Here is a 21,586-nt window from a genome sequence, read left to right as displayed (position 1 = left end):
GGAGGCCGGGAGGGGGTGCGCCCGTGACCCGCGCGCGGGAGGTGATCGTGGTGGGCGGCGGCCTGATCGGGTCGCTGGTGGCGTTCACGCTGCGGGGGGCGGGCGCGGACGTGCTGGTGCTGAACGCGGACCGGCCGGGCGCGGCGTGGCGGGCGGCGGCGGGCCTGCTCACTCCGGACGGCGAGCGGCTGCGCGGTACGCCCCTGCACCCGGACGCGCTGGAGGGACTGCGGCGCTGGCCCGCGCTGGCGGCGGCGCTGGAACGCTCGGGCGTGCCGGTTCACCTGCGGCCCGGCGTGACCCGCGTGCAGCCGGGCGGTGGGGTGGCCTGCACGCCGGGGGAGGGGAGCCTGCACCCGCCCTCGGTGGTCCACGCGGCCCGGCAGGGGCTGGAGGTGGTGGCCGCGCACGTCCAGTCCCTTATCCCGTCGGTGGGCGGGGTGCGGGTGCGGACGGACATGGGCGACTGGTTCGCCGGGCGGGTGATCCTCGCGGCGGGCGCGTGGAGTGGCGCGTTCGGCGTGCCGGTGGGGGCGCAGCAGGGGCAGGCGCTGCTGCTGCGCGGCGTTCCCGGTGTGGGTGCGCGGTATGGCCCGCCCGCGCGAGGGTTCTCCCGTTACGCGCTGTCCCGCCCGGACGGCCTGTACGTCGGCGCGACAGCGCGCCTCAGCTGGGCCACCACGCCCGACGCCCACGCGGCCCGCTGGTTGCGCGGCGCGGCCCGGACGCTCGTGCCCGGCGCAGACGGGGCGGAGGTCGCCGCGCACCTCGTGGGCCTGCGCCCGGTCACGCCGGACGGTCTGCCGCTGGTCGGGCCGCACCCGACCCTGCCGGGCGTGCTCGTCGCGGCGGGGCACGGACGGCACGGGTCGCTGCTCGCCCCGGTCACGGCGGCGCGGGTGCTGGCGCTGGCCGAACGCGGAGTCAGCGCGTGACCGTTCCAGTCGCCCTGACCATCGCGGGGTCGGATTCCGGCGGGGGGGCGGGCATCCAGGCGGACCTGAAGACCTTCGAGGCGCACGGTGTGTACGGCACGAGTGTCCTGACGCTGATCACCGCTCAGAACACCCGGGGTGTGCAGGCGGCGCACCCGCTGCCGCCGGATCTGGTCACGGCGCAGCTTCGGTCCGTGCTGGACGATTTCCCGGTCGCGGCGGTGAAGACGGGTGCGCTGGGCAACGCGGGGCTGGTGCGCGCCGTGGCGGACGCCCTGCGGGGCCGGGGGCTGCCGCTGGTCGTCGATCCGGTCATGCTCGCCAAGAGCGGGGACGCCCTGCTGGACGCGAGTGCCCTGCACGCCCTGCGGGACGAGCTGTTGCCGCTGGCGACGCTGGTCACCCCGAACGTGCCCGAGTGGGCGGCCCTGCGCGCGGCGGGCGTGCCGGACACCACGCCACTCCTCCTGAAGGGCGGGCACGCGCCCGGCGAGACCGTCACCGACGAACTGCGCGCCCACGGCCACCACCTCACGCTGAGGGCGGCGCGGCAGCACACGCGGCACACGCACGGCACGGGCTGCACGCTGTCGGCGGCGATCACCGCGAACCTCGCACGCGGTCTGGCCCTGCCGGACGCGGTGCGGGCGGCGCACGCGTACCTGCAGGCCGCGATCCGCGCCGCGCCGGGCCTGGGTGCGGAGCACGGGCCGCTGGGGCACCGGGCGGCGGGGGAGCAGGTGCAACCCAGGCCACATCCAACCTAACGCTCGTTAGGTACACTGGGGGCAGTCCCATCAGGAGGTTGCCCCCATGACCCAACCCACCCCCGCCCAGACCGGCATCACACCCGGCGAAACTGCTGAGCAGCACGCGCACTTCGAGGCCCGCATCGCGCGCGGCGAGAAGATCGAGGCTGGCGACTGGATGCCCGCCGAGTACCGCCGCCAGCTCATCCGCATGATCAGCCAGCACGCCCACAGCGAAGTCGTCGGCATGCTCCCCGAAGGCGAATGGATCACCCGCGCCCCCAGCCTGAAACGCAAGACTATCCTCATGGCCAAGGTGCAGGACGAGGCCGGGCACGGCCAGTACCTCTACCACGCCGCCGAAACGCTCGGCGCGACCCGAGAGGACATGCTCCAGGCCCTCCTGAGCGGCAAGGCCAAATACAGCAGCATCTTCAACTACCCCACCCACACCTGGGCGGACGTCGGCATGATCGGCTGGCTCGTGGACGGCGCGGCCATCAAGAACCAGACCATGCTCGCCGGGTGCTCCTACGGCCCGTACAGCCGCGCCATGGTCCGCATCTGCTCGGAAGAAACCTTCCACCACAAACAGGGCAAGGAAATGATCGTCGCCTACGCCCAGGGCACACCCGAACAGCGCGCCATGGCGCAGGACGCCCTGAACCGCTGGTGGTGGCCCGCCATGATGATGCTCGGCCCGCACGACGCCGACAGCCCCAACAGCGGCGTCCTCTCGAAATGGGGCATCAAGCTCAAGAGCAACGACGAAGTCCGGCAGGAATTCATCAACGAACACGTCCCCGAACTGATGGAAGCGGGCCTGACCATCCCCGACCCCGACCTCCACCAGGACGAGCAGGGCAACTGGCGGCACGGTCCCATCCACTGGGACGAATTCTGGGCCGTCATCCGCGGCGAACAGGGCCTGAACAGGGAACGCCTCGGCGCCCGCCAGCACGCCCACGACGACGGCGCCTGGGTCCGCGACGCCCTCCAGGCCTACACCGACCGGCAACGCGCCGTCGCGGCCGACTGAAGAACCCCGCAGCCCAGAAAGGAATCACCCATGACTCAACCTCACTTCCCTTCCTCCGATACGCAGTGGCCGCGCTGGGAGGTGTTCAAGCAGGACGCCCCTAACCGCCCGCATCAGGCGGTGGGGAGCGTGCACGCGGGTGACCCGCCGCATGCGCTCCTCACGGCGCGGAACGTGTTCGTGCGCCGCCCGGCCGCCGTGAGCCTCTGGTGCGTGCGTGAGGACGACATCCTGACCGCCACGCCCGAGGAGCTCACCACGAATCCTGCGCTGCTGGACTCGCCGGGCGAGGCCGGGACGTACCACGTGGGCGTGAAACGCACGAACAAACGCAGCATGACGTTCGTGGACCTCAGCGGCACCGTGCAGGCCAGCGGGAGCGGCGACGCGCTGCGGCAGGCGCAGAGCCTGCACCCCGACGTGCTCGCCTGGATGGTGTTCCCCGAAACAGCCGTCGTCCGCACGGACGAGGACCCCGGCACCGTCGAGAGCTGGTTCGCGCCCGCGAAGGACAAGACGTACAAGCAGCAGCAGCACTACGGCGTGATCGGCCGTCACGTCGGCGAACTGAAACGCGCCGGGCTGATGCCCCGGCAGGTGAACGAGGAACCCCACATCGGGGAGCAGAAGGTGTACGACCACCCGCACGACGCCACGAAGGTGACCCCATGACCGCCCCCGCGCAGACCCTCACCGACACGCAGACCCAGGCGCTCCTCCTGAAACTCACGGTCCTCGCCGACGACGAGATCATCCTCGCGCACCGGGACGGCGAGTGGACAGGACACGCCCCCATCCTCGAAGAGGACATCGCGCTGGCGAACATCGCGCAGGACGAACTCGGGCACGCCGGGCTATACCTGAGTCTCGCGCAGACCCTCGGCGGAAGCGACCCCGACCAGGTCGCGTTCTGGCGCGGCCCGGACGACTACCGCAACACCCGCCTCGTGGAACTTCCGAAAGGCGACTGGGCGTTCACGATGGTCCGCCAGTTCCTGTACGACACCGCCGAAGCCCTGTGGCTGGAAGCCGCCACCCGCAGCACCTACGCGCCCCTCGCCGAGATCGCCGCGAAGGCCGTGCGCGAGGAGAAATTCCACGTGCAGCACACCGCGCTGTGGGTCGAACGTCTGGCCCTCGGCACCCCCGAGAGTGAACGCCGCACCCAGGCCGCCCTGACGGAACTGTGGCCGCACGCCGCGCAACTCTTCCAGCCGGTTGAGGGTGAAGCCGAGCTGACCGCAGCGGGCATCCTCCCCGACCTGAACGCCGTGCACGCCCGCTGGACCGACCTCGTCACCCGGCACCTCGTGGACAAATGCGGCCTCACCCTCCCCGACGCCCCCGCCACCCAACCCGGCCGCGACACGCACACCCACCACCTCGCCCCCCTGCTGGAAGAAATGCAGAGCGTCGCCCGGCAACACCCCGACGCCGAGGTCTGGTGAAACAGTCGAAGGTTGAGAGTGGAAAGTTGATGGAGGAACACGCTCCATCGACCGTCAACCTTCAACCATCCACGATCTGGGCCGCGCTCGCCAGCGTTCCAGACCCTGAAATTCCCGTCGTGAGCATCACGGACATGGGCATGGTGCGGGACGTGACCGTGGGCGACGCGGGGCGCGTGACGGTGACGTTCACGCCCACCTTCAGCGGGTGCCCCGCCCTGCACGTCATCAAAGGCAGCATCGAGCAGGCGGTGCGCGACCTGGGCGTCACGGACGTCGAGGTCAGGAGCACCCTCACGCCCCCGTGGACGACCGACTGGATCGGCGACGACGCACGGGAGCGGCTGCGGCAGTACGGCATCGCGCCCCCCGCCCCCACCGGGGAAGGGCAGCTCATTCAGCTGGACGCGGAACCCACCCGCTGCCCCCGCTGCGGCAGCCTGAACGTCCGCATGACCGCCTCGTTCGGCCCGACCCTCTGCAAGCGCATGTACGTCTGCGACGCCTGCCGCGAACCCTTCGAGGGCTTCAAGAGCGTGTGATGTCCACTGCCTATAGTCAGGTGGTGTCTCACCCTGATGGAAGCCGTATGCAACGCGCCCTGCGATCTCTGGACGGATTGACTCTCGGGGATCAGTTCGGAGAGCTGTTCTTCACTGACGTGGCGCAGTTCGAGGAACTGGTCGGACACCGTAAGATTCCCGATCAACCGTGGAACTACACCGACGATACCGAGATGGCCCTGTCAGTCGTGCTGAATCTCAGTCAAAATGGTCAGATCGAACAAGACAGCCTGATGCAAAGTTTTGCGCTGCGACATGACATGACCCGTGGTTACGGCCCCAGCATGCGGCGCGTGTTGTCGGATATACACGAAGGCGCTGAATGGCGTGCCACCATCGCCGGAGCATTTGAGGGGCAGGGCTCGTGGGGGAATGGTTCCGCCATGCGGGCCGGTCCTATTGGTGCCTTCTTCGCAGATGATCTTCCTACCTGCGTCGAGCAGACGCAGTTGTCCAGCCTGACCACGCACACGCACCCGGAAGCTATTGCAGGAGCCGTTGCGGTCGCCTTAGCTGCGGCTCTGGCCTGCCGAGATCATTGGTCGTCGCCCACAGAATTCATCCTGGGTGTCGCATCAAATGTTCCCGAAAGTGCGGTCAGAAGTCGCCTGCTCCGGGCCAGCCGACTCTCAACGGGAACGTCACCTGTTCACGCAGGCCAGATGCTCGGGAACGGCAGTGAGATTTCTGCTCAAGACACCGTCCCCTTCGCCATATGGTGCGCCGCTAATCATCTGAGAGACTACGAGGAAGCCGTCTGGAACGCAGTCAGTGCTGGAGGCGACCGGGACACCATCTGCGCCATCGTGGGCAGCATCGTCGCCCTCAGCAGCCGGAATCCACTCCCCTCTGATTGGATGGCTCGCCGTGAAATCTATCCAGAGTGGTTTACGGGAATGTTGTGAGTTTGAGACTCCGCGCCGGGACACACTCATGCTCACGCCGTCAGGATCACCGGCCTCCCCTTTGTGATCATGATGGTGTGTTCGACGTGGGCGGCGAGGCCGCCGTCGGTGGTGGCGAGCGTCCAGCCGTCGCGGCGTGTACGGACGCGGGGGCTGCGGCCGGTGCTGATCATGGGTTCCACGGCTATCACGAGCCCCTCGTGCAGCGGTTTGCGGAGTGCGGGGCGGTAATAGTTGGGGACGTCGGGTTTCTCGTGGATGGCGCGGCCCACGCCGTGCCCCTGGAGTTCCGGCAGGAGCGTGAAGCCCCGGCGCTGCACTTCGGTCTGGATGGCGCGCCCGATGCCGTTCAGGGGTTGCCCAGCGCGGGCGGCGTTCAGGCCGCGCGCCAGGGCCGCCTCGGCCGCCTCGATGAGGCGGGCGGCGGTGGGGGAGACGGGTGGCACGGCGACCGTGATGGCGGCGTCCGCGACGAACCCGCCGACGTTCGGCGTGACATCGATGCACACCACGTCACCCGCCTGAAGCGGGCGGTTGGTGGGCAGGCCGTGCACGATGTCGTCGTTCACGCTGATGAACACGTTCACGGGCGCGCCGTACTCGGCCCGCGGCGCGGAGAACGCCCCGAACTGCGCGAACATCTGCCCGGCCAGGGCGTCCAGTTCAGCGGGCGTGACGCCCGGTTCGACGGCGGCGCGCAGGGCGTCCAGGGTGCGGGCGACGACCTTCCCGGCGAGGGTCATGCCGTCCAGTTCATGCTGCGTGGTGATTGTCATGCGGCAGTGTAAACGCCCGGTCGGGGGAGTGGGATGATCGCTGAGCTGAAATTGATCTCGCTGGCCGATCACTCGTCGTTCGAGAGTTTCGCGCCGGACCATCCTGCGGATTTCGGGGTAGAGCTCCGGCTCTATGTCGGGCCTGTGGGTGGGGATGCGGCGGATTCCTTCAGCCTGACGGTCTGTTCGCCGGACTGGCTGAGGCGGGAGTGCGCGTCGCAGGGGTTCGTGTGGCGCTGGGATCTGCTGATCGTGGAGGAATTCAATCGGGTGGAGATCGTGCAGGTCTTGCAGCGGATGGTCTCGCGTTGTGTCGGTGAGACCTGGGACATCGTGGTGGCACAACTGGCCCGGCGGATGCAGTGGGAGTTCGACACCTATGCCTGATGCCGCGTGGAACTGGCTTGTCAACTGGAGGAACGTATATGACTCAATCAATCTCTTCTGATCTTCTTCGTCCGGCGTCTTACGTGTCTGGTTCGTGGCATGCGAATGCGGATGGGCAGGTGCTGGTGGACGCGGTGTATGGGCGTCCGGTGGCGGTGATCTCGTCGGAGGGCGTGGATTTCGGTGGGGCGCTGGCGTACGGCCGGCGGGCGGGCGGGGCGTTGCGGCGCATGACGTTCCATGAGCGGGCACGGGCGCTCAGGGCGCTGGGCGCGTTCCTGATGGAGCGCAAGGAGGCGTATTACGCCATGAGCACCCTGACGGGCGCGACCCGGCGGGATTCGTGGGTGGATATCGAGGGTGGGATCGGCACACTGTTCAGTTACGCGAGTGCGGCGCGGCGGGAACTGCCGGACGAGCGCTTCTGGCCGGACGGGCGGGTGGAGCGGTTGGGGCGGGAGGGGACGTTCGTGGGTCGTCACCTGCTGGTGCCGCGGGAGGGCGTGGCGGTGCAGATCAATGCGTTCAATTTCCCGGTGTGGGGGATGCTGGAGAAGTTCGCGCCCGCCTTTATTGGGGGGATGCCGAGTCTGGTGAAGCCCGCGCCGCAGACGGCGTACCTGACGGAGCGGGTGGTGCGGGACATCGTGGCGTCGGGTCTGATTCCGGAGGGGTCGCTGCAGCTGGTGACGGGGGAGCCGGGGTCGTTGCTGGATCACGTGGAGGAGCAGGATGTGGTGGCGTTCACGGGGTCGGCGGCGACGGCGGCGAAGTTGCGGGTGCATCCGGCGATCGTGGGGCGGTCGGTGCCGTTCAATGCGGAGGCGGACAGCCTGAACGCGTCGGTGCTGGGCCTGTCCGTGAAGCCGGAGGACCCGGAGTTCGCGCTGTTCGTGCGTGAGGTGGCGCGCGAGATGACCGGGAAGGCCGGGCAGAAGTGCACTGCGATCCGCCGGGCGCTGGTCCCGTCCCATCTGGTGGAGGCGGTGACGGAGGGCCTGCGCCGCGAGCTGGCGAAGGTGACGCTGGGCGACCCGGCGCGCGACGACGTGCGGATGGGCGCGCTGGTGAGCGTGGAGCAACGTGAGCGGGTGCGTGAGACGCTGGCGAAATTGCAGCAGGAGGCGCGTGTGGTGATCAGCGGCGAGGCGACGCTGCTGGGCGGCGACCGCGAGAAGGGTGCGTTCCTCGACCCGACGGTGCTGCTGTGCGAGACCCCCCTGACCGCGCGGGGGCCGCACGAGTTGGAGGCGTTCGGGCCGGTGGCGACGCTGCTGCCGTACGACTCGCTGGAGGACGCCGTTCACCTCACGAAGCTGGGCCGGGGTTCGCTGGCCGGGAGCATCGTGTCCCGTGACCGCGCCGAGGCGACGGAACTGGTGCTCGGCATGGCGAGTTCGCACGGCCGCCTGCTGGTCCTGAACCGTGACAACGCGAAGGAGAATACGGGGCACGGGTCGCCGCTGCCGCAGCTGAATCACGGCGGGCCGGGCCGCGCGGGGGGCGGCTCGGAACTGGGGGGCCTCAGCGCGGTGCGGCATCACATGAACCGTGTGGCGGTGCAGGCCGACCCGACCACCCTCACCAGCATCACGCGGGAGTTCGTGCCCGGCGCCGAAGTGACCGAGGATGTCGTCCATCCCTTCCGCAAGTCCTTCGACGAGATTCAGGTGGGGGACAGCCTCCTCACGCACCGCCGCACCGTGACCGAGGCGGACATCGTGAACTTCGCGGGCCTGACCGGCGATCACTTCTACGCGCACGTGGACGAGATCGGGGCCAAGGAGGGCATCTTCGGGAAGCGCGTGGCGCACGGGTACTTCCTGATCTCGGCGGCGGCCGGGCAGTTCGTGTCGCCTGCGCCGGGGCCGGTGCTCGCAAACTACGGCCTGGAGAACCTCCGCTTCGTCGAGCCTGTCAGCATCGGGGACACCATCCGCACGCGGCTGACCTGCAAGCGCAAGATCCGGAAGGACCTGCGCCCCGGCGAGACCCGCCCGACCGGCGTGGTCGAGTGGCGCAGCGAGATCACCAACCAGGATGGCGCGCTGGTCGCCACGTACGACATCCTCACGCTGGTGGACCGCGCCCGTGACGAGTTCGACCCGCCTGCCGAGGAGATCGGCGTCCAGGCGTAAATCCGGGGGGTGACCGGGGGTGGAGGGGGTGCAGGCGCTCCCCTCCGCCCCGGTCATCACTGGACCGGCTCACCGAATCTTCCGGTGAGCCGCAGGCGCACCCGAGCGGAGCGAGCAGGCAGGGGGACATCGCAGTGGCGGTGGAGGGCCTCTGCGGTGCGGTGTCCGCAGGGGCCTGGAACCAGAGTTCTGATGTCCTGTGCAGATCGAAGCCCCGGTGGGGTGCGAGGCGCAGGCCTGCGCGTTCTTCGGGGCGTTCCCGGGCCTGCCGGAACTCGTGGGACCCGAAGCGGTGCAGCGGAGCCGTGCCGTGGCCGTGCCTCGTCGATCGGGAGGCCGGGGTGGCCCGTGCGTTCCTGCACGAGCCGTTCGGGAACCGTCTGGAGTTCGTTCAGGGGACGCACCGCAGCGTGTGCTGAGCGGGGGCGGGTCAAGGATTCGTGAATCGCCGCGCCTGCCGGGCGTTCCGGGCCGGTGGTACGGTGGCGGTATCCGGCACAACCCTGCCTGCGGGTGGGGATGGTCAGGACGGACGGGGCAAGGTCCGTCTGGGAGGCCCTCATGAATTTCGTTGAACTGCTGCACTCCTTCTTTGATGATTCGGGCGTGGCGCGCCTGGCGCAGGCGGCGGATCTGGATGCCGACCGAACGCGGCGCCTTCTGGACGCCGGTCTACCCCTGCAACTTGACGCTCTGGCCGCGCAGGCCGGTACGCCCACCGGACCTCACATCGCTGAGGCGGTCGCCAGCCTGCCTCCGTTCGACAGTGTCGCCGCGGTTCTGAACGAGCCGGACGGCGCGTCGAACCTCCAGCAGGCCGGTGAGCTGCTGGCGCCGGCGCTGCTGGGCGACCGGGCCGGTACCCTGGCTCGGCAGGTGGCCGGTCAGGCCGGCACGAGTGAGGAGGACGCGGACCGGGTCCTGCAACTGACCCTTCCGCTGCTCCTGAGTCTGCTGGGCCGAGCGGGACTGAGCAGCGCGAACGTGACGCCCCTGCTGAACGACCTCAGTGGGCAACTGCGGACCACGCCGCCCATCGTGCCGGTTCCCGGGCTGGACGAGATGCCGCCCGTGACGCCAGAATCTCTGGTCACGCCTGCACCTCCAGTCACGCCGGAGCCTCTGGCCGCCCCGGCTGGGGTGGGGTCTGACCGAGGAGCGCTGGACGCCCTGACCGGCCCGGCACTGCTGGAATGGCTGCGGGCGCAGCTGTCTGGCGCGGCCGGTGAGAAGGTGGGCGTGGCCGCCGGGTACAGCGCGTCCGGCGCTGGGCGCGCGACGCAGGCGGCCCTGCCGGTGCTGCTGGCCGCCCTGGTGCGGCGGGCCGGCACGAACGTCGGCGCGCAGGACCTGCTCGACCGCAGCGGCGCCACCCGGGACCTCGTGGATGACGGGGGGAACCTGAACACCGCGCTGCTGGCCGATCCGGCCGAGACGGCGCGGCTGGAGGGGCAGGGACGGGCGCTGCTGGGCACGCTCTTCCCGAACCTGAATCCGGTCGCGGGGCGTCTGGGGTCGGCGCTGGGCAGCAGCGGAGCGAACGCCACGCGTCTGCTGGCCCTGCTGGCGCCGCTGCTGCTGGCGCTGCTGGGCGCGCGGGCCCGCGCGGGCAGTCTGGCGGCCCAGCCGTTCGGGACGCTGCTGGCCAGCCTGAATGGGCACCTGTGGGGCCTGCTCCCGGCGGGCATGAGTGGCCTGAACGCACTGCTCGACCACGACGTCACTGCCGGTGCCCCTCCAGCCGCCCCCGCTGCGGCGGTGCCGGTCGCAGCCACCCCGGTGACGCCCGTGACGACCACGCCACCCCCCCCGCCGGCGCCAGTTCCGGTCGAGCGGCGGCGCGGGTTCCCCTGGTGGATCATTCCGCTCCTGTTGCTCCTGGGTCTGGGGGGCTGCTGGCTGGTGAACCAGAACCGCACCGATCCGCCCGCCGCGACTGGCGAGGCGGCGGCCAGCATCCTCGTGACCAACCCCACGTCCGGCGCGGACCTCCCGGCCGAGCCGTTCACCATGAGCGGCACCGGACCCGCGAACGCGGACCTGACCATCTCGGATCAGGGGCAGGAGGTCGGGAAGGCCACGGTCGGCGCGGACGGCGCATGGTCGGCCGAACTGCCCGCACCCACCCCCGGCGAACACACGTACAGCGTGGACGGCGGCGGTGGCCGCAGCGAACTGAAGGTGAATGTCACGGACGCCAGCGCGGGGACCGAGGGCACAGGCACCGGCAGCACTGAGGCCAGCACCACAGAGACCAGCACTACAGAGACCAGCGGGACGGACACTGGTGGCACGGACACGACTGCGACCTTCGCGATCAGCGAGCCCGCCGCGGACGCCACGCTGCCCGCCGGGACGTTCACCCTGCGCGGCACGGGAACCGCCGGGCAGCAGGTCGAACTGTTCGAGGACGACACCAGCCTCGGTAACCTGACCATTGGGGAGGACGGCACGTGGAGCTTCGACGTGCCCAGCCCCACCGCCGGGGCGCACACGTACGCGCTCCGCGGCCCGGACGGCACGGACCTCGGGACGGTCACCGCGACGATCAGCGCGCCCGACGCGACCGCCAGCGCCGCCGACTGCACCAAGGACTACACCCTGAGCATCACGGACGGCCAGACCGTGAACGAACCCTTCCGCTTCGGCGGAGTCGGTGAGGGCCGGGGGTACAGCGTGACCGTCCGGCGCGGCGCGCGGGTCATCGGCACGAAGGACGTGCCGCTGGACGCCACCTGCGGCTGGAGCTACCAGAGTCGCCCCGGCCCCGGCCAGATCACGTACGAGGTCCGCCCGCTGGGTGACGCGGCCGCCGCGCCCCTGAGCACCGTGAACCTCACCGTCGGACAATAAGGAACCGCCTTCAAGGCCCGCGCCTCCGCCCGGAGGACGCGGGCCTTTCTGCGCCAGCCAAGAAAACACCCCCGCGCGGGGCGGGGGCGGATTCCGTGCGGGCGGGGATTAGACCGCGAGCACCTGGCGGCCGTTGTAGTAGCCGCAGCTGGGGCAGATGTGGTGGCTGAGCTTCTTCGCGTGGCACTGGGGGCACTCGGTCAGGTTGGGCGCGACGAGGGCGTGGTGGCTGCGGCGCATGTCGCGTTTGCTCTTGCTGGTCTTCTTCTTGGGAACGGGGTGCTTGGCCATGTCTGTTCTCCTGGGCCACACGGCGTTTCCCGCCGGGGCGCGATTCTCGCCGGGGGAACCCAGCCGAGACAACAGCGGGGAGTATAGCACACCCTCGGCAACGGGGGACAGTGACGCGGGCCGCGCTGTTCATGAAAGAGGACCGCGCCCCCGGACCGGCGTTTTACAGTGGGTGACGTGCATGAACTCGAGTGGGCGCCCATCACGCTGGAGACCGGCCTGCGCGTCCTGGACCTGATCGGCGTGCTGGCCTTCGCGATGTCCGGCGCGCTGCTGGGCGTCCGCAAACGCTTCGACCTGTTCGGGGTGCTGGTGCTGGGCTGCGTGACCGCCGTGGGCGGCGGCGCGATCCGCGACACGCTGACCGGGCAGACCCCTCCACTGTTCCTGCGGGACGAGACGTACCTGTACGCCGCGCTGCTGGGCTCCGGGCTGGCGTTCGCGTTCGGCACGCGACTGGCGCGCTTCGAGCGCACGCTGAGCATCTTCGACACGGTCGGCCTGGGCCTGTTCGCGGCGTCCGGCGCGATCGGCGCGATCAACTTCGGGCTGGGGCCGCTGGGCGTGGTGTTCGCCGGGATGCTGTCCGGCGTGGGCGGCGGCGTGATCCGCGACCTGATCGCCAACGAGGTCCCGGAGATCATGTACCGCAGCGAGCAGCTGTACGCCACCGCCGCCGCCGCCGGAGCGCTGACCGTGTGGCTGCTGCACCCGCACGTGACGCCGTTCCAGGCGCAGTTCAGCGGCGCGCTGGTCGTGTGGGCGCTGCGCTGGATCTCCCGGCGCGGCTGGGTGCGCCTCCCGGTGCGCCGCCTCCCCGAGGACAACCCGCAGGGCTGAGCCCCGACGTGAGCTGCCAGGGAACGGTCAGCGATCCCACCCCCGCGCGGGCCGCGCGACTGGTACAACGGCAGGCATGATCCATGACGCCCGCGTGCAGCCGCTGCGGCCCGGCACGCCCCGCCGGGAGGGATTCGTGCTGCTGTGGGTGCAGGCCAGCGTCCGCACCCGCGACAACCACGCCCTGGAATACGCCGTGCGCGAAGCCAACCGCCTGAACCTGCCCCTGGTCGCCGCGTTCGGCCTGACGCCCGGTTACCCCGAGGCGAACGCCCGTCACTACGCGTACCTGCTGGAGGGCCTGCGCGACCTGCGGATGAACCTCGCCGCGCGGGACGTGCCGCTGCGCGTGACGCTGGGAAACCCGCCCGAGGTGGCCCTCGGTGCGGCAGGGGAGGGCGCGGCGCTGGTCGTGACGGACGTGGGCTACACCCGCCTGCAGCGTGAGTGGCGCGAGTGGCTGGCCGACCGGCTGGACGTGCCGCTGGTGCAGGTGGAATCCGAGGCCGTCCTCCCGGTGCGCGCCGTCAGCGGGAAACAGGAGTATGCCGCGCGGACCATCCGCCCGAAGATCCACCGGCTGTGGCACGACTACCTCGTCCCACTGGAAGTCCACGACCTGAAACGCCGGGCGCGCGACTGGGACGGCGGCGAGGACATCACCGATCCTACCCGCCTCTTGAAGACCCTCCCCATCGACCACAGCGTCCCCCCCGGCGACGAGGAAGGCGGCGAGAACGCCGCGCACGACCTGCTGGAAGACTTCATCACCCGCAAACTCGACGGGTACGCCACCCGGCGCAACGACCCCACCGTGGACGGCAGCAGCCGCCTCAGCGCGCACCTCCACTACGGGCACCTCTCCCCGCTGACCGCCGCGCTCGCCGCGCGCGAACACCCCGGCCCCGACACCGACGCCTTCCTGGAAGAACTCATCGTGCGGCGCGAACTCAGCTTCAACTACACCACCTACAACCCCCACTACGACCGCTACGCGGGCCTCCCCGCCTGGGCCCGCGCCACCCTGGAAGAACACGCCGGGGACCGCCGCGAACACACCTACACCCGCGCCGAACTGGACGCCGCGCAGACGCACGACCCGTACTGGAACGCCGCGCAACGCCAGATGACCCGCACCGGCCGCATGCACAACTACATGCGCATGTACTGGGGCAAGAAAGTCATCGAATGGACCCCCACCCCCCAGCAGGCCTTCGACACGCTGCTGTGGCTGAACAACCGCCACGAACAGGACGGCCGCGACCCGAACTCCTGGGTGGGCGTCGGGTGGGTGTTCGGCCTGCACGACCGCCCCTGGACCCGCCGCCCCATCTTCGGCACCGTGCGCTACATGAACGCCGGCGGCCTGAAACGCAAATTCGACATCGAAAAATACGCCCGGCAGTGGGTGGAATAACCCCCGCTCGGCCCCTCAGGTGAGAGGGTCAACCTCCCCCGTTCCGCAGAGGTACAGGTGACAGAGAGGACAGTGGGGGCAGGAAGTCCAGCCGATTCTCCTGGGTGGCCGGAAGATAGAGCGCGCCATCGTTCCACGGCTCTGCCCGCCGGACCACGCGCAGCCCATCCAGGCGGCAGCCCCGGCGCTGATCGGGAAGATCACAGGTCACCTGCCGCAGCTGCCCATCAAGGGACCTCATCTGGCCTGTCTGGAGCGCCGCCGCCTCAAAGAGATTGGCTCGCACCAGGGCCTCCAGTTCCCCGGCGGTGGGAACCCGCCCCTTCCAGCGGGTGAGTGACGCCAGCAGGTCATGGTCTCCGGTTACCCCGGGGTAGATCAGGATGACCGGACCTTTGACGTCATTCACCACGCGCTGCGCAGCCTTGCAGAAGACGTCCTCGCGGCCACGTGCGCACAGTTCAATCCACCCGCGCGCCGATGAGGGCGAGTGGAGATCCAGCCCCGCCTGCCAGACATAACCACCGATCAACAGCAGCGGCAGGCTGACGATGGTGCCCAGCGCGAGAACAGCAGGAGGCAGGTGCATGGTCTGACCCTACCGCGCCCCACAGACCGTTCCTTGAGGGTTTAAATGCCAGCGTGAGGAGTCCCCTGTCGCGTGCAACACCCTGAGTGGGAGTCCTGAGCATGTACACCCGCTAGAGTCCACTCATGACCGACGTGGCTTCCCTGTCCCTTCCCGCGCGGCATGTGACGAGTGGTGGCACGCGCGTGTACACGGTGCCGGTGCGGGCCTTCCCGAATTTCCGCGCGAACGTGTACCTGCTCGTGCGTGGTGACGCGCACGCCCCGGCGTATGCGGCGCTGGTGGATACGGGTGGGAGTGGCCCGGACAGCCTGGGGGACCTGCGGGCGGGTCTCGCGGCGGTGCGGGACGGGCACGGCGAGGCGGTCAGTCTGGAGGCCCTGACCCGGATCGTGATCACGCATCCGCACCCGGATCACCTGGGTGGCCTGAGTGCCCTGCGGGAGCACACGGACGCGCCCGTGGCGGCGTTCCATTCGGCGGTGCCGTTCATCGAGCAGCCGGGCGCGATCCGTGCCGCCTGGCTGACTCCGCCCGATGCACAGGCCGCGTGGCTGGGCCTGCCGCCCGGCAGCGAACTGGACGGCCGCATCCGCCGCCGGGGCTCGAACCTCAGTGTGCCGCGCGCCCTCCCGGTCGCCACGCCCCTGCACGATGGGGACGTGCTGGACGATCTGCTGCACGTCATCCACACGCCGGGGCACGAGGGGAACCAGATCTGCCTGCGCGTGGACGACGTGCTCCTGAGTGCCGATCACCTGCTGCCGCTGAACTCGCCGCCGCTGATGCCCGCGCGGTTCCTGCCCGGCAGCGGGGTGGCGGCGTTCCTGCACTCACTGGATCGCGTGGAGGTGCTGGACGGCGTGACCCTCGCCCTGGGTGGGCACGATGGGCCCATGCGTGACCCCCGTGCCCGCATTCACGCGTTGCGGGCACGCACGCACGAGAAACTGGACGGCCTGCTGGCCGCCTGCACGCACCCCATGACCGTCCACGACCTGCTGCTGGCGCTGCACCCGCGCCTGCGGCCCATTCAGGCGGTGCTGCTGCTCGACCAGACCGCCGCGCTCGCGGAGTACCTGGCCGTGACAGGCGCGCTGCGCGAGAGCACGCGCGAGGACGGCGCGGCGCTGTTCACCCGCGCGTGACCCCGCCCCCTGACCTGCTGCTGGAGTGGGATCTGCGCGACCCGCAGCTGCTGGGGGGCCGCCTGAACCGCCACTGGCAGGTGCGCGCCGGGTCGGAGGTCGCCGCGCTGCGCCGCTGGCACGACCCGGATGCCGCGCCGTACGAACTGGACCTGCTGACCCGCCTGACCGGCTGCGGGCTGGACCTGTCCTGGCGGCTGCGCGGCCCCTCCGAAATGGATGGAGCGGTGTGGACGCTGCACGCCTGGGTGCCCGGCCAACCCGCCCCCCGCGAGGACGCCCGCACGCGGGGCCGCTGGCTGGCGGACCTGCACGGGCGCTGGGCGGCGGTGCCTCTGCCGGAGAATCGCCCTGGTTTTCCCGACGAACTGGCAGTCCTACATGATCCGTCCAGTGACGCACTGCTGGACGCCCACGAGGCCGCGCAGCCGGGCTGGGTGGGCCTGCTCCGCGCGCACCTGCATGCCGCCCGCGCCGCCACCGCGCACGTCCATACGCGGCCCCGGCGGCTGATCCACGGGGATTTCACGCCCTGGAACCTGCGCGTGCAGGACGGCCAGTGGACGGGCCTGCTCGACCTGGAATTCACCCGGCCCGCCGATCCGCTGGCAGACTTCGCGCTGGCGTGGCGCGGCGCGCACGACGACGTCATCCACGGGTACGCCGAGGTGAGCCCCCTGAGCGACGAGGACCGCGCGCTGATCCCGGCGCTGTGGTGGGCACACCTGCTGACTGGCGCCCTGCACGACCTGCGCGCCGGGACGCGGGATGACGGCTGGACGGCGCGGATGCTCGCGCGGCGCTCCCCGCTGATGGGGGCGCTCGGGGCGGCGCTGCCGGGCGTGCGGTACTCTGGAGCGTTATGACCCCGGAGCGTTACGCCAAGATCCTGCGCGTGCTGAGTAAGCGGCAGCCCACCCTGACCGTCCTGATGGACGAGGTGAACAAACCCCACAACCTCTCCGCGATCGTGCGCACCTGCGACGCGGTGGGCGTACTGCAGGCGCACGCGGTCCCGCCGCGCGGCGGGCGGCTCGTGGATTTCGACGGGCACACCTTCGAGGCGACCAGCGGCAGCGCGCACAAGTGGGTGCCGGTACAGAAGCACGAAGGGGCCGTGGGGGCCGTGCGGGACCTGCAGGCGCAGGGCTTCCAGGTGCTCGCCACGCACCTCTCGCAGCGCAGCGTGGACTACCGCGAGGTGGACTACACCCGCCCCACCTGCGTCCTGCTGGGCGCCGAGAAGTGGGGCGTGGGCGACGAGGCCGCCGACGCCGCCGACCACAACATCATCATTCCGATGTTCGGCATGGTGCAGAGCCTGAACGTGTCCGTTGCCGCCGCGACCATCCTGTTCGAGGCGCAGCGCCAGCGGCTCGCCGCCGGGATGTACGACGCCCCGCAACTGAGCGAAGCGGAGCTGCGCCGCTGGGCGTTCGAGTGGGCGTACCCCGACCTCGCCCCCGGCTACCGCGAGCGCGGCGAGGCCTACCCCGCGCTGGACGAGCACGGGCAGATCCTCGCCTGATATGAACTCCGGTTGAAAGGTGTGCAACATCTTTCAACCCGAGCGGATGCGACTCGTAGAGCTGCGGAGCAGAGAAGGAGCAAAGCGCTCCTCCGGACGTGGAGCTGGCAATCCGGTGAAGTTCCGGATTGTCAGCGAAACAAACGGAATCCGTAGGACTCCACCCGCTGCACCCGTCCGGGTGTCCCCCGGCGCGTGCTCACCTTGCGTGCAAAACGTTCACCGTGCAGCAGGGCTGAGGCCGGTCGCACCCACTAGGCTGACCACACCGCGCCTCTTGAGCCGCCCCCGAGGCGGCTGTGGGGCCAGAGGAAAGCCACACATGACCAACACCACCCCACAGGCGGCCCGCGCTGCCACCGGAGCCCGCTGATGTTCGGGCTGGAAAGGCCCCCCATCACGCCCGAATTCTGGGCGATCCTGGGCACCCTGATTCTCCTCGAAGGTCTGCTCTCGGCCGATAACGCCCTGGTGCTGGCCGTCATGGTCCGCCACCTCAAGGGTGACCTGCAACGCAAGGCGCTCGCCTACGGCATCGGCGGGGCGGTCGTCCTGCGCATCCTGGGCGTGCTGCTCGCCAGTTACATCCTCGAGTACTGGTGGCTGCGGGCCTTCGGCGCGGCGTACCTCGCGTACCTCGCCATCTCGCACTTCCTGAAGCACCGCAGCACCGAGGACGAGGCCGACGCGAACGCCAAGGGCCGCGGCTTCTGGGCGACCGTCGTGCTGTTGAACCTCACGGACCTCGCGTTCAGCGTCGACTCGATCCTCGCGGGCGTCGCGCTGATTCCCCGCGGCATGCCGCGCGAGCAGGGCCTGACCATCGTCGTGATCGGCGGGATCATCGGCCTGATCCTCATGCGGATCGCGGCGACCGTGTTCCTGAAACTCCTGAACAAGTACCCCGCGTTCGACCACGTCGCCTACGCGCTGGTCGGCTGGATCGCCGTGAAACTCGGCCTGGAGACCCTGGAAGCCGCGCACGAGATCTTCCCCGCCGTGCCCTACTGGCACATGCCCACCCCGATCTTCTGGGGTGTCATGGCCGCCATCGGCATCATCGGCTCGTTCCTCGCCACCCGTCAGCCTGCCATGAGCGACGAGGCTGCCGAGGCGAAAGCCGACGCCGTCGTCCAAGAGATCGACGAGACGGTCGCCGACGCCAGCGACGGCCGCATCGACGGCCGCTGACCCCACCCCCCCTGCGCGGGCCGCTCCCTTCACCGGGACGCGGCCCGCGTCTCTCTGATCCCACCGGGGCGAGGTTGCACCCGGTTCAAGCCCGGCGGTGATCACTGCGGTGAACACTGTCCAGAACGATAAATCCAGCCTCGGCGGCATCCTGGCGACCACCGCACCTGCCCATATGCCCTGACGTGCCGCAGTTCGTGTCCGGCGTACACTGACGTTCATGAGCGACCTTCTGGACACCATCCGCGACCTCGCCAAACCGACCGACAGCAAGATCCTGATGGTCGTCCTCGACGGCGTGGGCGGCCTGCCCCTCGACACGAACGGCGACACCGAACTCGCCGCCGCCAACACCCCCAACCTCAACGCGCTCGCCGCGCAGAGCCAGCTGGGGCAGGTCGAACTCGTCGGCGCGGGCATCACCCCTGGCAGCGGCCCCGGCCACCTCAGCCTCTTCGGGTACGACCCCCTGAAGTACATCGTCGGACGCGGCGCCCTCAGTGCCGTCGGCATCGGCGTGAAACTCGGCGCGGGCGACGTCGCCGTGCGCGGCAACTTCGCCACCCTCGGCGCGGACCGCATCGTGCAGGACCGCCGCGCGGGCCGCCCCAGCGACGAGAAGAACGCCGAGATCGTCGCCAAACTCAAGGCCGCCATCCCCGACATCGACGGTACGCCCGTCGAGATCTACACCGAGTCGGAGCACCGCTTCGTGGTCGTCTTCCGCGCGAACGGCGGCAGCCCCCTCGGCGCGAACCTCAGCGACGTGGACCCCCAGGCGACCGGCGTGCAACCCATGACCGCCCAGGCCCACGACGACGCCAGCCAGAAAACCGCCGACCTCGTCAACGCCTTCGTGCAGCGCGCCGAAACCGCCCTCAAGGACGAGACGCAGGTCAACGGCGTCCTCTTCCGCGGGTACAGCGACGTCCCCCACTTCCCCAGCTTCGACGCCGCCTACCAGCTCAAGGCCGCCTGCATCGCCAGCTACCCCATGTACAAGGGCCTCGCCAGCCTCGTCGGCATGGACGTCCTCACCGTCGAAGGTGAAGAAGACGCCCTCGACGGCAAAGTCCAGGCGCTGCGCGACAACTGGAGCAAATACGACTTCTTCTACTTCCACGTCAAGAAAACCGACAGCACCGGCGAGGACGGCGACTTCAAAGCCAAAGTCAAGAAAATCGAACTCTTCGACCAGCTGCTCCCCCAGCTCCTCGCGCTGAACCCCGACGTCATCGCCATCGTCGGCGACCACAGCACCCCCAGCAAACTCGCCACGCACTCCTGGCACCCCGTCCCCCTGCTCATCCGCAGCAACTACGGCCGCCGTGACCTTGCCCAGCGCTACACCGAAGACGAAGCCCTGAAAGGCAGCCTCGGCCTGCGCAAAGGCACCGACCTCATGCCGCTCCTCATGGCCAACGCCCTAAAACTCAACAAGTACGGCGCGTAACCACCCACCCACCGTCCCCACACGGCCCCCTCGCCCCCCCGGCGACGGGGCCGTTTCCACAACCCAACCTCAAACCGCATTCAGCCCAGGGTCAGATTCAAACGGCAAGGTGTACACATTACGTTCCACAACGGAACGAGGAGGACCCCATGCACAAAGCCATCCTGACCACCGCCCTCGCGGCCACCCTCAGCGCCGCCAGCGCCCAGACCCTCAGCGTCAACATCAGCGCCTCCATGCAATTCCCCAGCGTCATCCAGACCACCGCCAACCTCGTCAACCTCCTCAGCCAGGGCGTCCGCGTCACCCTCCTCACCCCCACCAATCAACCCGCCGCCACCGTCAGCAGCGGCGGCGGCATCGTCGTTAACCCCGCCTACCCCACCACCACCCGCCTCACCCAGGTCCAAGTCATGACCCAGGTCCCCGGCACCACCACCTACGCCAAAGAGATCTACCCCCTCGCCCAGCCCATCAGCACCGCCCAACCCCTCACCGCGCAGAGCATCATCGTCAAAGCCAAAGACGGCACCCGCCAACCCCTCATGAACGTCATGGCCCGCCAGGCCGCCTGGGCCAAAGCCCCCGGCCTGCAGAAAAAACCCGGCGGCATGCCCCCCGGCCAGTACAAGAAAACCCAGGGCAACAAGTAACCCCAGCCCCACAGACCCCTCCCACGCGGAGGGGTTTCTCCTATCCTGACCCATGCCCCCCAGAGCCCTCCTGATCCTCGACCTGGACGAAACCCTCTGGCACGGCACCCCCGACCCCACCCACACCACCGCGCACATCACCCTCCGCCCCCACCTCCGCGACTTCCTCATAGGCACCCACGCCGCCTACGACCACGCCATCTGGACCGCCGCCACACCCGACTGGATGCACGCCGGACTCCAACTCATCCACACCGAAACCGGCCTCGACCTCACCCAAACCGCCGCGTTCCTCTGGCACCGCGACCGCTGCTCCTGGCACCGCGACGAACACGGCGACCTCCAACCCCGCAAACCCGCCCGGAAACTCCGCGCCAACTGGATACGGTCCCGCTACCCCCGCGAACGCATCCTCGCCATCGACGACCGACCACAAAACTGGGCATCCGGCTACGGCCACCTCGTCCGCGTCACTCCCTGGACCGGCGACCCCACCGACGACGAACTGCCCCGCCTCGCCCGGTACCTGCTGAGCATCGCGGACACGCCCGACCTGCAGCGGGTGGAGAAGCGGGGGTGGCGGGGGCGGGTTCTCGACTGAACTTTGGAGCGACCCGTTGGAATGGTTGCGCCTGGCGGCGGGCCTCCCCACCCCCCAGCCCCCTACCCCAGGGGGGCAGGGG

At 69.7% G+C, this 21,586-nt stretch carries 22 protein-coding genes; 19 read left to right on the top strand and 3 right to left on the bottom strand.

Annotation, left to right across the window (positions count from 1 at the left end; genetic code table 11):
- Window positions 1–23: 23 nt before the first annotated feature.
- From IEY69_RS13760 to IEY69_RS13730, 7 genes are read left to right on the top strand one after another with little or no spacing between them, the layout of a single operon-like run.
- The gene (locus tag IEY69_RS13760; RefSeq protein WP_189073731.1) at window positions 24–935 is read left to right on the top strand and encodes an NAD(P)/FAD-dependent oxidoreductase; all 912 of its coding nucleotides are present in this window, start codon (window positions 24–26) and stop codon (window positions 933–935) included.
- Window positions 932–1,702 carry a bifunctional hydroxymethylpyrimidine kinase/phosphomethylpyrimidine kinase gene (gene thiD / locus IEY69_RS13755; protein WP_189073730.1) on the top strand — a complete coding sequence of 257 codons (771 nt, stop codon included), beginning with the start codon at window positions 932–934 and terminating at the stop codon, window positions 1,700–1,702. The genes IEY69_RS13760 and thiD overlap by 4 nt, the downstream gene beginning before the upstream one ends.
- 46 nt (window positions 1,703–1,748) lie before the next feature.
- Complete coding sequence (gene paaA / locus IEY69_RS13750; protein ID WP_189073729.1) at window positions 1,749–2,723, top strand: 1,2-phenylacetyl-CoA epoxidase subunit PaaA; 975 nt, start codon at window positions 1,749–1,751, stop codon at window positions 2,721–2,723.
- 30 nt (window positions 2,724–2,753) lie between these two features.
- Entirely contained in the window at window positions 2,754–3,395 is a 642-nt protein-coding gene (locus tag IEY69_RS13745; protein ID WP_189073728.1) for a phenylacetic acid degradation protein, read from the top strand.
- Window positions 3,392–4,171 (top strand): 1,2-phenylacetyl-CoA epoxidase subunit PaaC, encoded by a 780-nt coding sequence (gene paaC, locus IEY69_RS13740; protein ID WP_189073727.1) that lies wholly within the window; start codon window positions 3,392–3,394, stop codon window positions 4,169–4,171. Before IEY69_RS13745 ends, paaC begins: the two co-directional genes overlap by 4 nt.
- A 29-nt stretch (window positions 4,172–4,200) precedes the next feature.
- Window positions 4,201–4,713, top strand: a complete 513-nt coding sequence (paaD, locus tag IEY69_RS13735) for a 1,2-phenylacetyl-CoA epoxidase subunit PaaD (RefSeq protein WP_189073813.1) — start codon at window positions 4,201–4,203, stop codon at window positions 4,711–4,713.
- A gap of 47 nt (window positions 4,714–4,760) precedes the next feature.
- Complete coding sequence (locus IEY69_RS13730; RefSeq protein WP_189073726.1) at window positions 4,761–5,639, top strand: ADP-ribosylglycohydrolase family protein; 879 nt, start codon at window positions 4,761–4,763, stop codon at window positions 5,637–5,639.
- A 32-nt stretch (window positions 5,640–5,671) separates the two neighbouring features.
- Here IEY69_RS13730 and map read toward each other — a convergent pair whose 3' ends face one another.
- Window positions 5,672–6,415: a type I methionyl aminopeptidase gene (gene map / locus IEY69_RS13725; protein WP_189073725.1), complete on the bottom strand. Its 744-nt coding sequence runs from the start codon at window positions 6,413–6,415 to the stop codon at window positions 5,672–5,674.
- A gap of 33 nt (window positions 6,416–6,448) precedes the next feature.
- Here map and IEY69_RS13720 point away from each other — a divergent pair, with 33 nt between their 5' ends.
- The 3 genes from IEY69_RS13720 to IEY69_RS13710 all read left to right on the top strand — a co-directional run bounded on the left by IEY69_RS13720 (window position 6,449) and on the right by IEY69_RS13710 (window position 11,793).
- Entirely contained in the window at window positions 6,449–6,802 is a 354-nt protein-coding gene (locus IEY69_RS13720; protein WP_189073724.1) for an immunity 8 family protein, read from the top strand.
- 38 nt (window positions 6,803–6,840) lie between these two features.
- Window positions 6,841–8,940, top strand: coding sequence for a phenylacetic acid degradation bifunctional protein PaaZ (gene paaZ / locus IEY69_RS13715; RefSeq protein WP_189073723.1), 2,100 nt, complete (start codon window positions 6,841–6,843; stop codon window positions 8,938–8,940).
- A 561-nt stretch (window positions 8,941–9,501) separates the two neighbouring features.
- The gene (locus IEY69_RS13710; RefSeq protein WP_189073722.1) at window positions 9,502–11,793 is read left to right on the top strand and encodes a DUF937 domain-containing protein; all 2,292 of its coding nucleotides are present in this window, start codon (window positions 9,502–9,504) and stop codon (window positions 11,791–11,793) included.
- Window positions 11,794–11,901: 108 nt separating this feature from the next.
- On the opposite strand, the gene rpmF is transcribed toward IEY69_RS13710, so the two are convergent.
- Window positions 11,902–12,084 (bottom strand): 50S ribosomal protein L32, encoded by a 183-nt coding sequence (rpmF, locus tag IEY69_RS13705; protein WP_046843905.1) that lies wholly within the window; start codon window positions 12,082–12,084, stop codon window positions 11,902–11,904.
- A 177-nt stretch (window positions 12,085–12,261) separates the two neighbouring features.
- Between rpmF and IEY69_RS13700 the strand changes: the two genes are divergently transcribed.
- Together IEY69_RS13700 and IEY69_RS13695 are read left to right on the top strand one after the other, a co-directional pair.
- Window positions 12,262–12,924: a trimeric intracellular cation channel family protein gene (locus IEY69_RS13700; RefSeq protein WP_189073721.1), complete on the top strand. Its 663-nt coding sequence runs from the start codon at window positions 12,262–12,264 to the stop codon at window positions 12,922–12,924.
- A gap of 76 nt (window positions 12,925–13,000) precedes the next feature.
- Window positions 13,001–14,341 (top strand): deoxyribodipyrimidine photo-lyase, encoded by a 1,341-nt coding sequence (locus IEY69_RS13695; protein ID WP_189073720.1) that lies wholly within the window; start codon window positions 13,001–13,003, stop codon window positions 14,339–14,341.
- 28 nt (window positions 14,342–14,369) lie between these two features.
- Here the strand turns inward: IEY69_RS13695 and IEY69_RS13690 are convergent, their stop codons facing one another.
- Window positions 14,370–14,930 carry a hypothetical protein gene (locus IEY69_RS13690; RefSeq protein ID WP_189073719.1) on the bottom strand — a complete coding sequence of 187 codons (561 nt, stop codon included), beginning with the start codon at window positions 14,928–14,930 and terminating at the stop codon, window positions 14,370–14,372.
- A 125-nt stretch (window positions 14,931–15,055) separates the two neighbouring features.
- On the opposite strand from IEY69_RS13690, the gene IEY69_RS13685 reads away from it, so the two are divergent.
- The 7 genes from IEY69_RS13685 (at window position 15,056) to IEY69_RS13655 (ending at window position 21,504) form a co-directional block, all read left to right on the top strand.
- Window positions 15,056–16,078, top strand: coding sequence for an MBL fold metallo-hydrolase (locus IEY69_RS13685; RefSeq protein WP_189073718.1), 1,023 nt, complete (start codon window positions 15,056–15,058; stop codon window positions 16,076–16,078).
- The gene (locus tag IEY69_RS13680) at window positions 16,075–16,944 is read left to right on the top strand and encodes a phosphotransferase enzyme family protein (protein WP_189073717.1); all 870 of its coding nucleotides are present in this window, start codon (window positions 16,075–16,077) and stop codon (window positions 16,942–16,944) included. Before IEY69_RS13685 ends, IEY69_RS13680 begins: the two co-directional genes overlap by 4 nt.
- A complete protein-coding gene (trmH, locus tag IEY69_RS13675; protein ID WP_189073716.1) occupies window positions 16,941–17,606 on the top strand; it encodes a tRNA (guanosine(18)-2'-O)-methyltransferase TrmH in 666 nt (221 codons plus the stop codon). Before IEY69_RS13680 ends, trmH begins: the two co-directional genes overlap by 4 nt.
- Window positions 17,607–17,978: 372 nt before the next feature.
- Window positions 17,979–18,797, top strand: coding sequence for a TerC family protein (locus IEY69_RS13670; protein WP_189073715.1), 819 nt, complete (start codon window positions 17,979–17,981; stop codon window positions 18,795–18,797).
- Window positions 18,798–19,017: 220 nt separating this feature from the next.
- The gene (locus IEY69_RS13665) at window positions 19,018–20,250 is read left to right on the top strand and encodes a 2,3-bisphosphoglycerate-independent phosphoglycerate mutase (protein WP_189073714.1); all 1,233 of its coding nucleotides are present in this window, start codon (window positions 19,018–19,020) and stop codon (window positions 20,248–20,250) included.
- A 149-nt stretch (window positions 20,251–20,399) separates the two neighbouring features.
- Window positions 20,400–20,903 carry a hypothetical protein gene (locus IEY69_RS13660; RefSeq protein ID WP_189073713.1) on the top strand — a complete coding sequence of 168 codons (504 nt, stop codon included), beginning with the start codon at window positions 20,400–20,402 and terminating at the stop codon, window positions 20,901–20,903.
- Between the two features lie 52 nt (window positions 20,904–20,955).
- Window positions 20,956–21,504 (top strand): HAD family hydrolase, encoded by a 549-nt coding sequence (locus IEY69_RS13655; RefSeq protein WP_189073712.1) that lies wholly within the window; start codon window positions 20,956–20,958, stop codon window positions 21,502–21,504.
- The last annotated feature ends 82 nt before the right edge of the window (window positions 21,505–21,586 follow it).

Source organism: Deinococcus sedimenti (assembly GCF_014648135.1).
GTDB classification, from domain to species: Bacteria; Deinococcota; Deinococci; order Deinococcales; family Deinococcaceae; genus Deinococcus; species Deinococcus sedimenti.
Note: the sequence above shows the minus strand (reverse complement) of the source record. Positions and strands in the feature narration are given on the sequence as shown.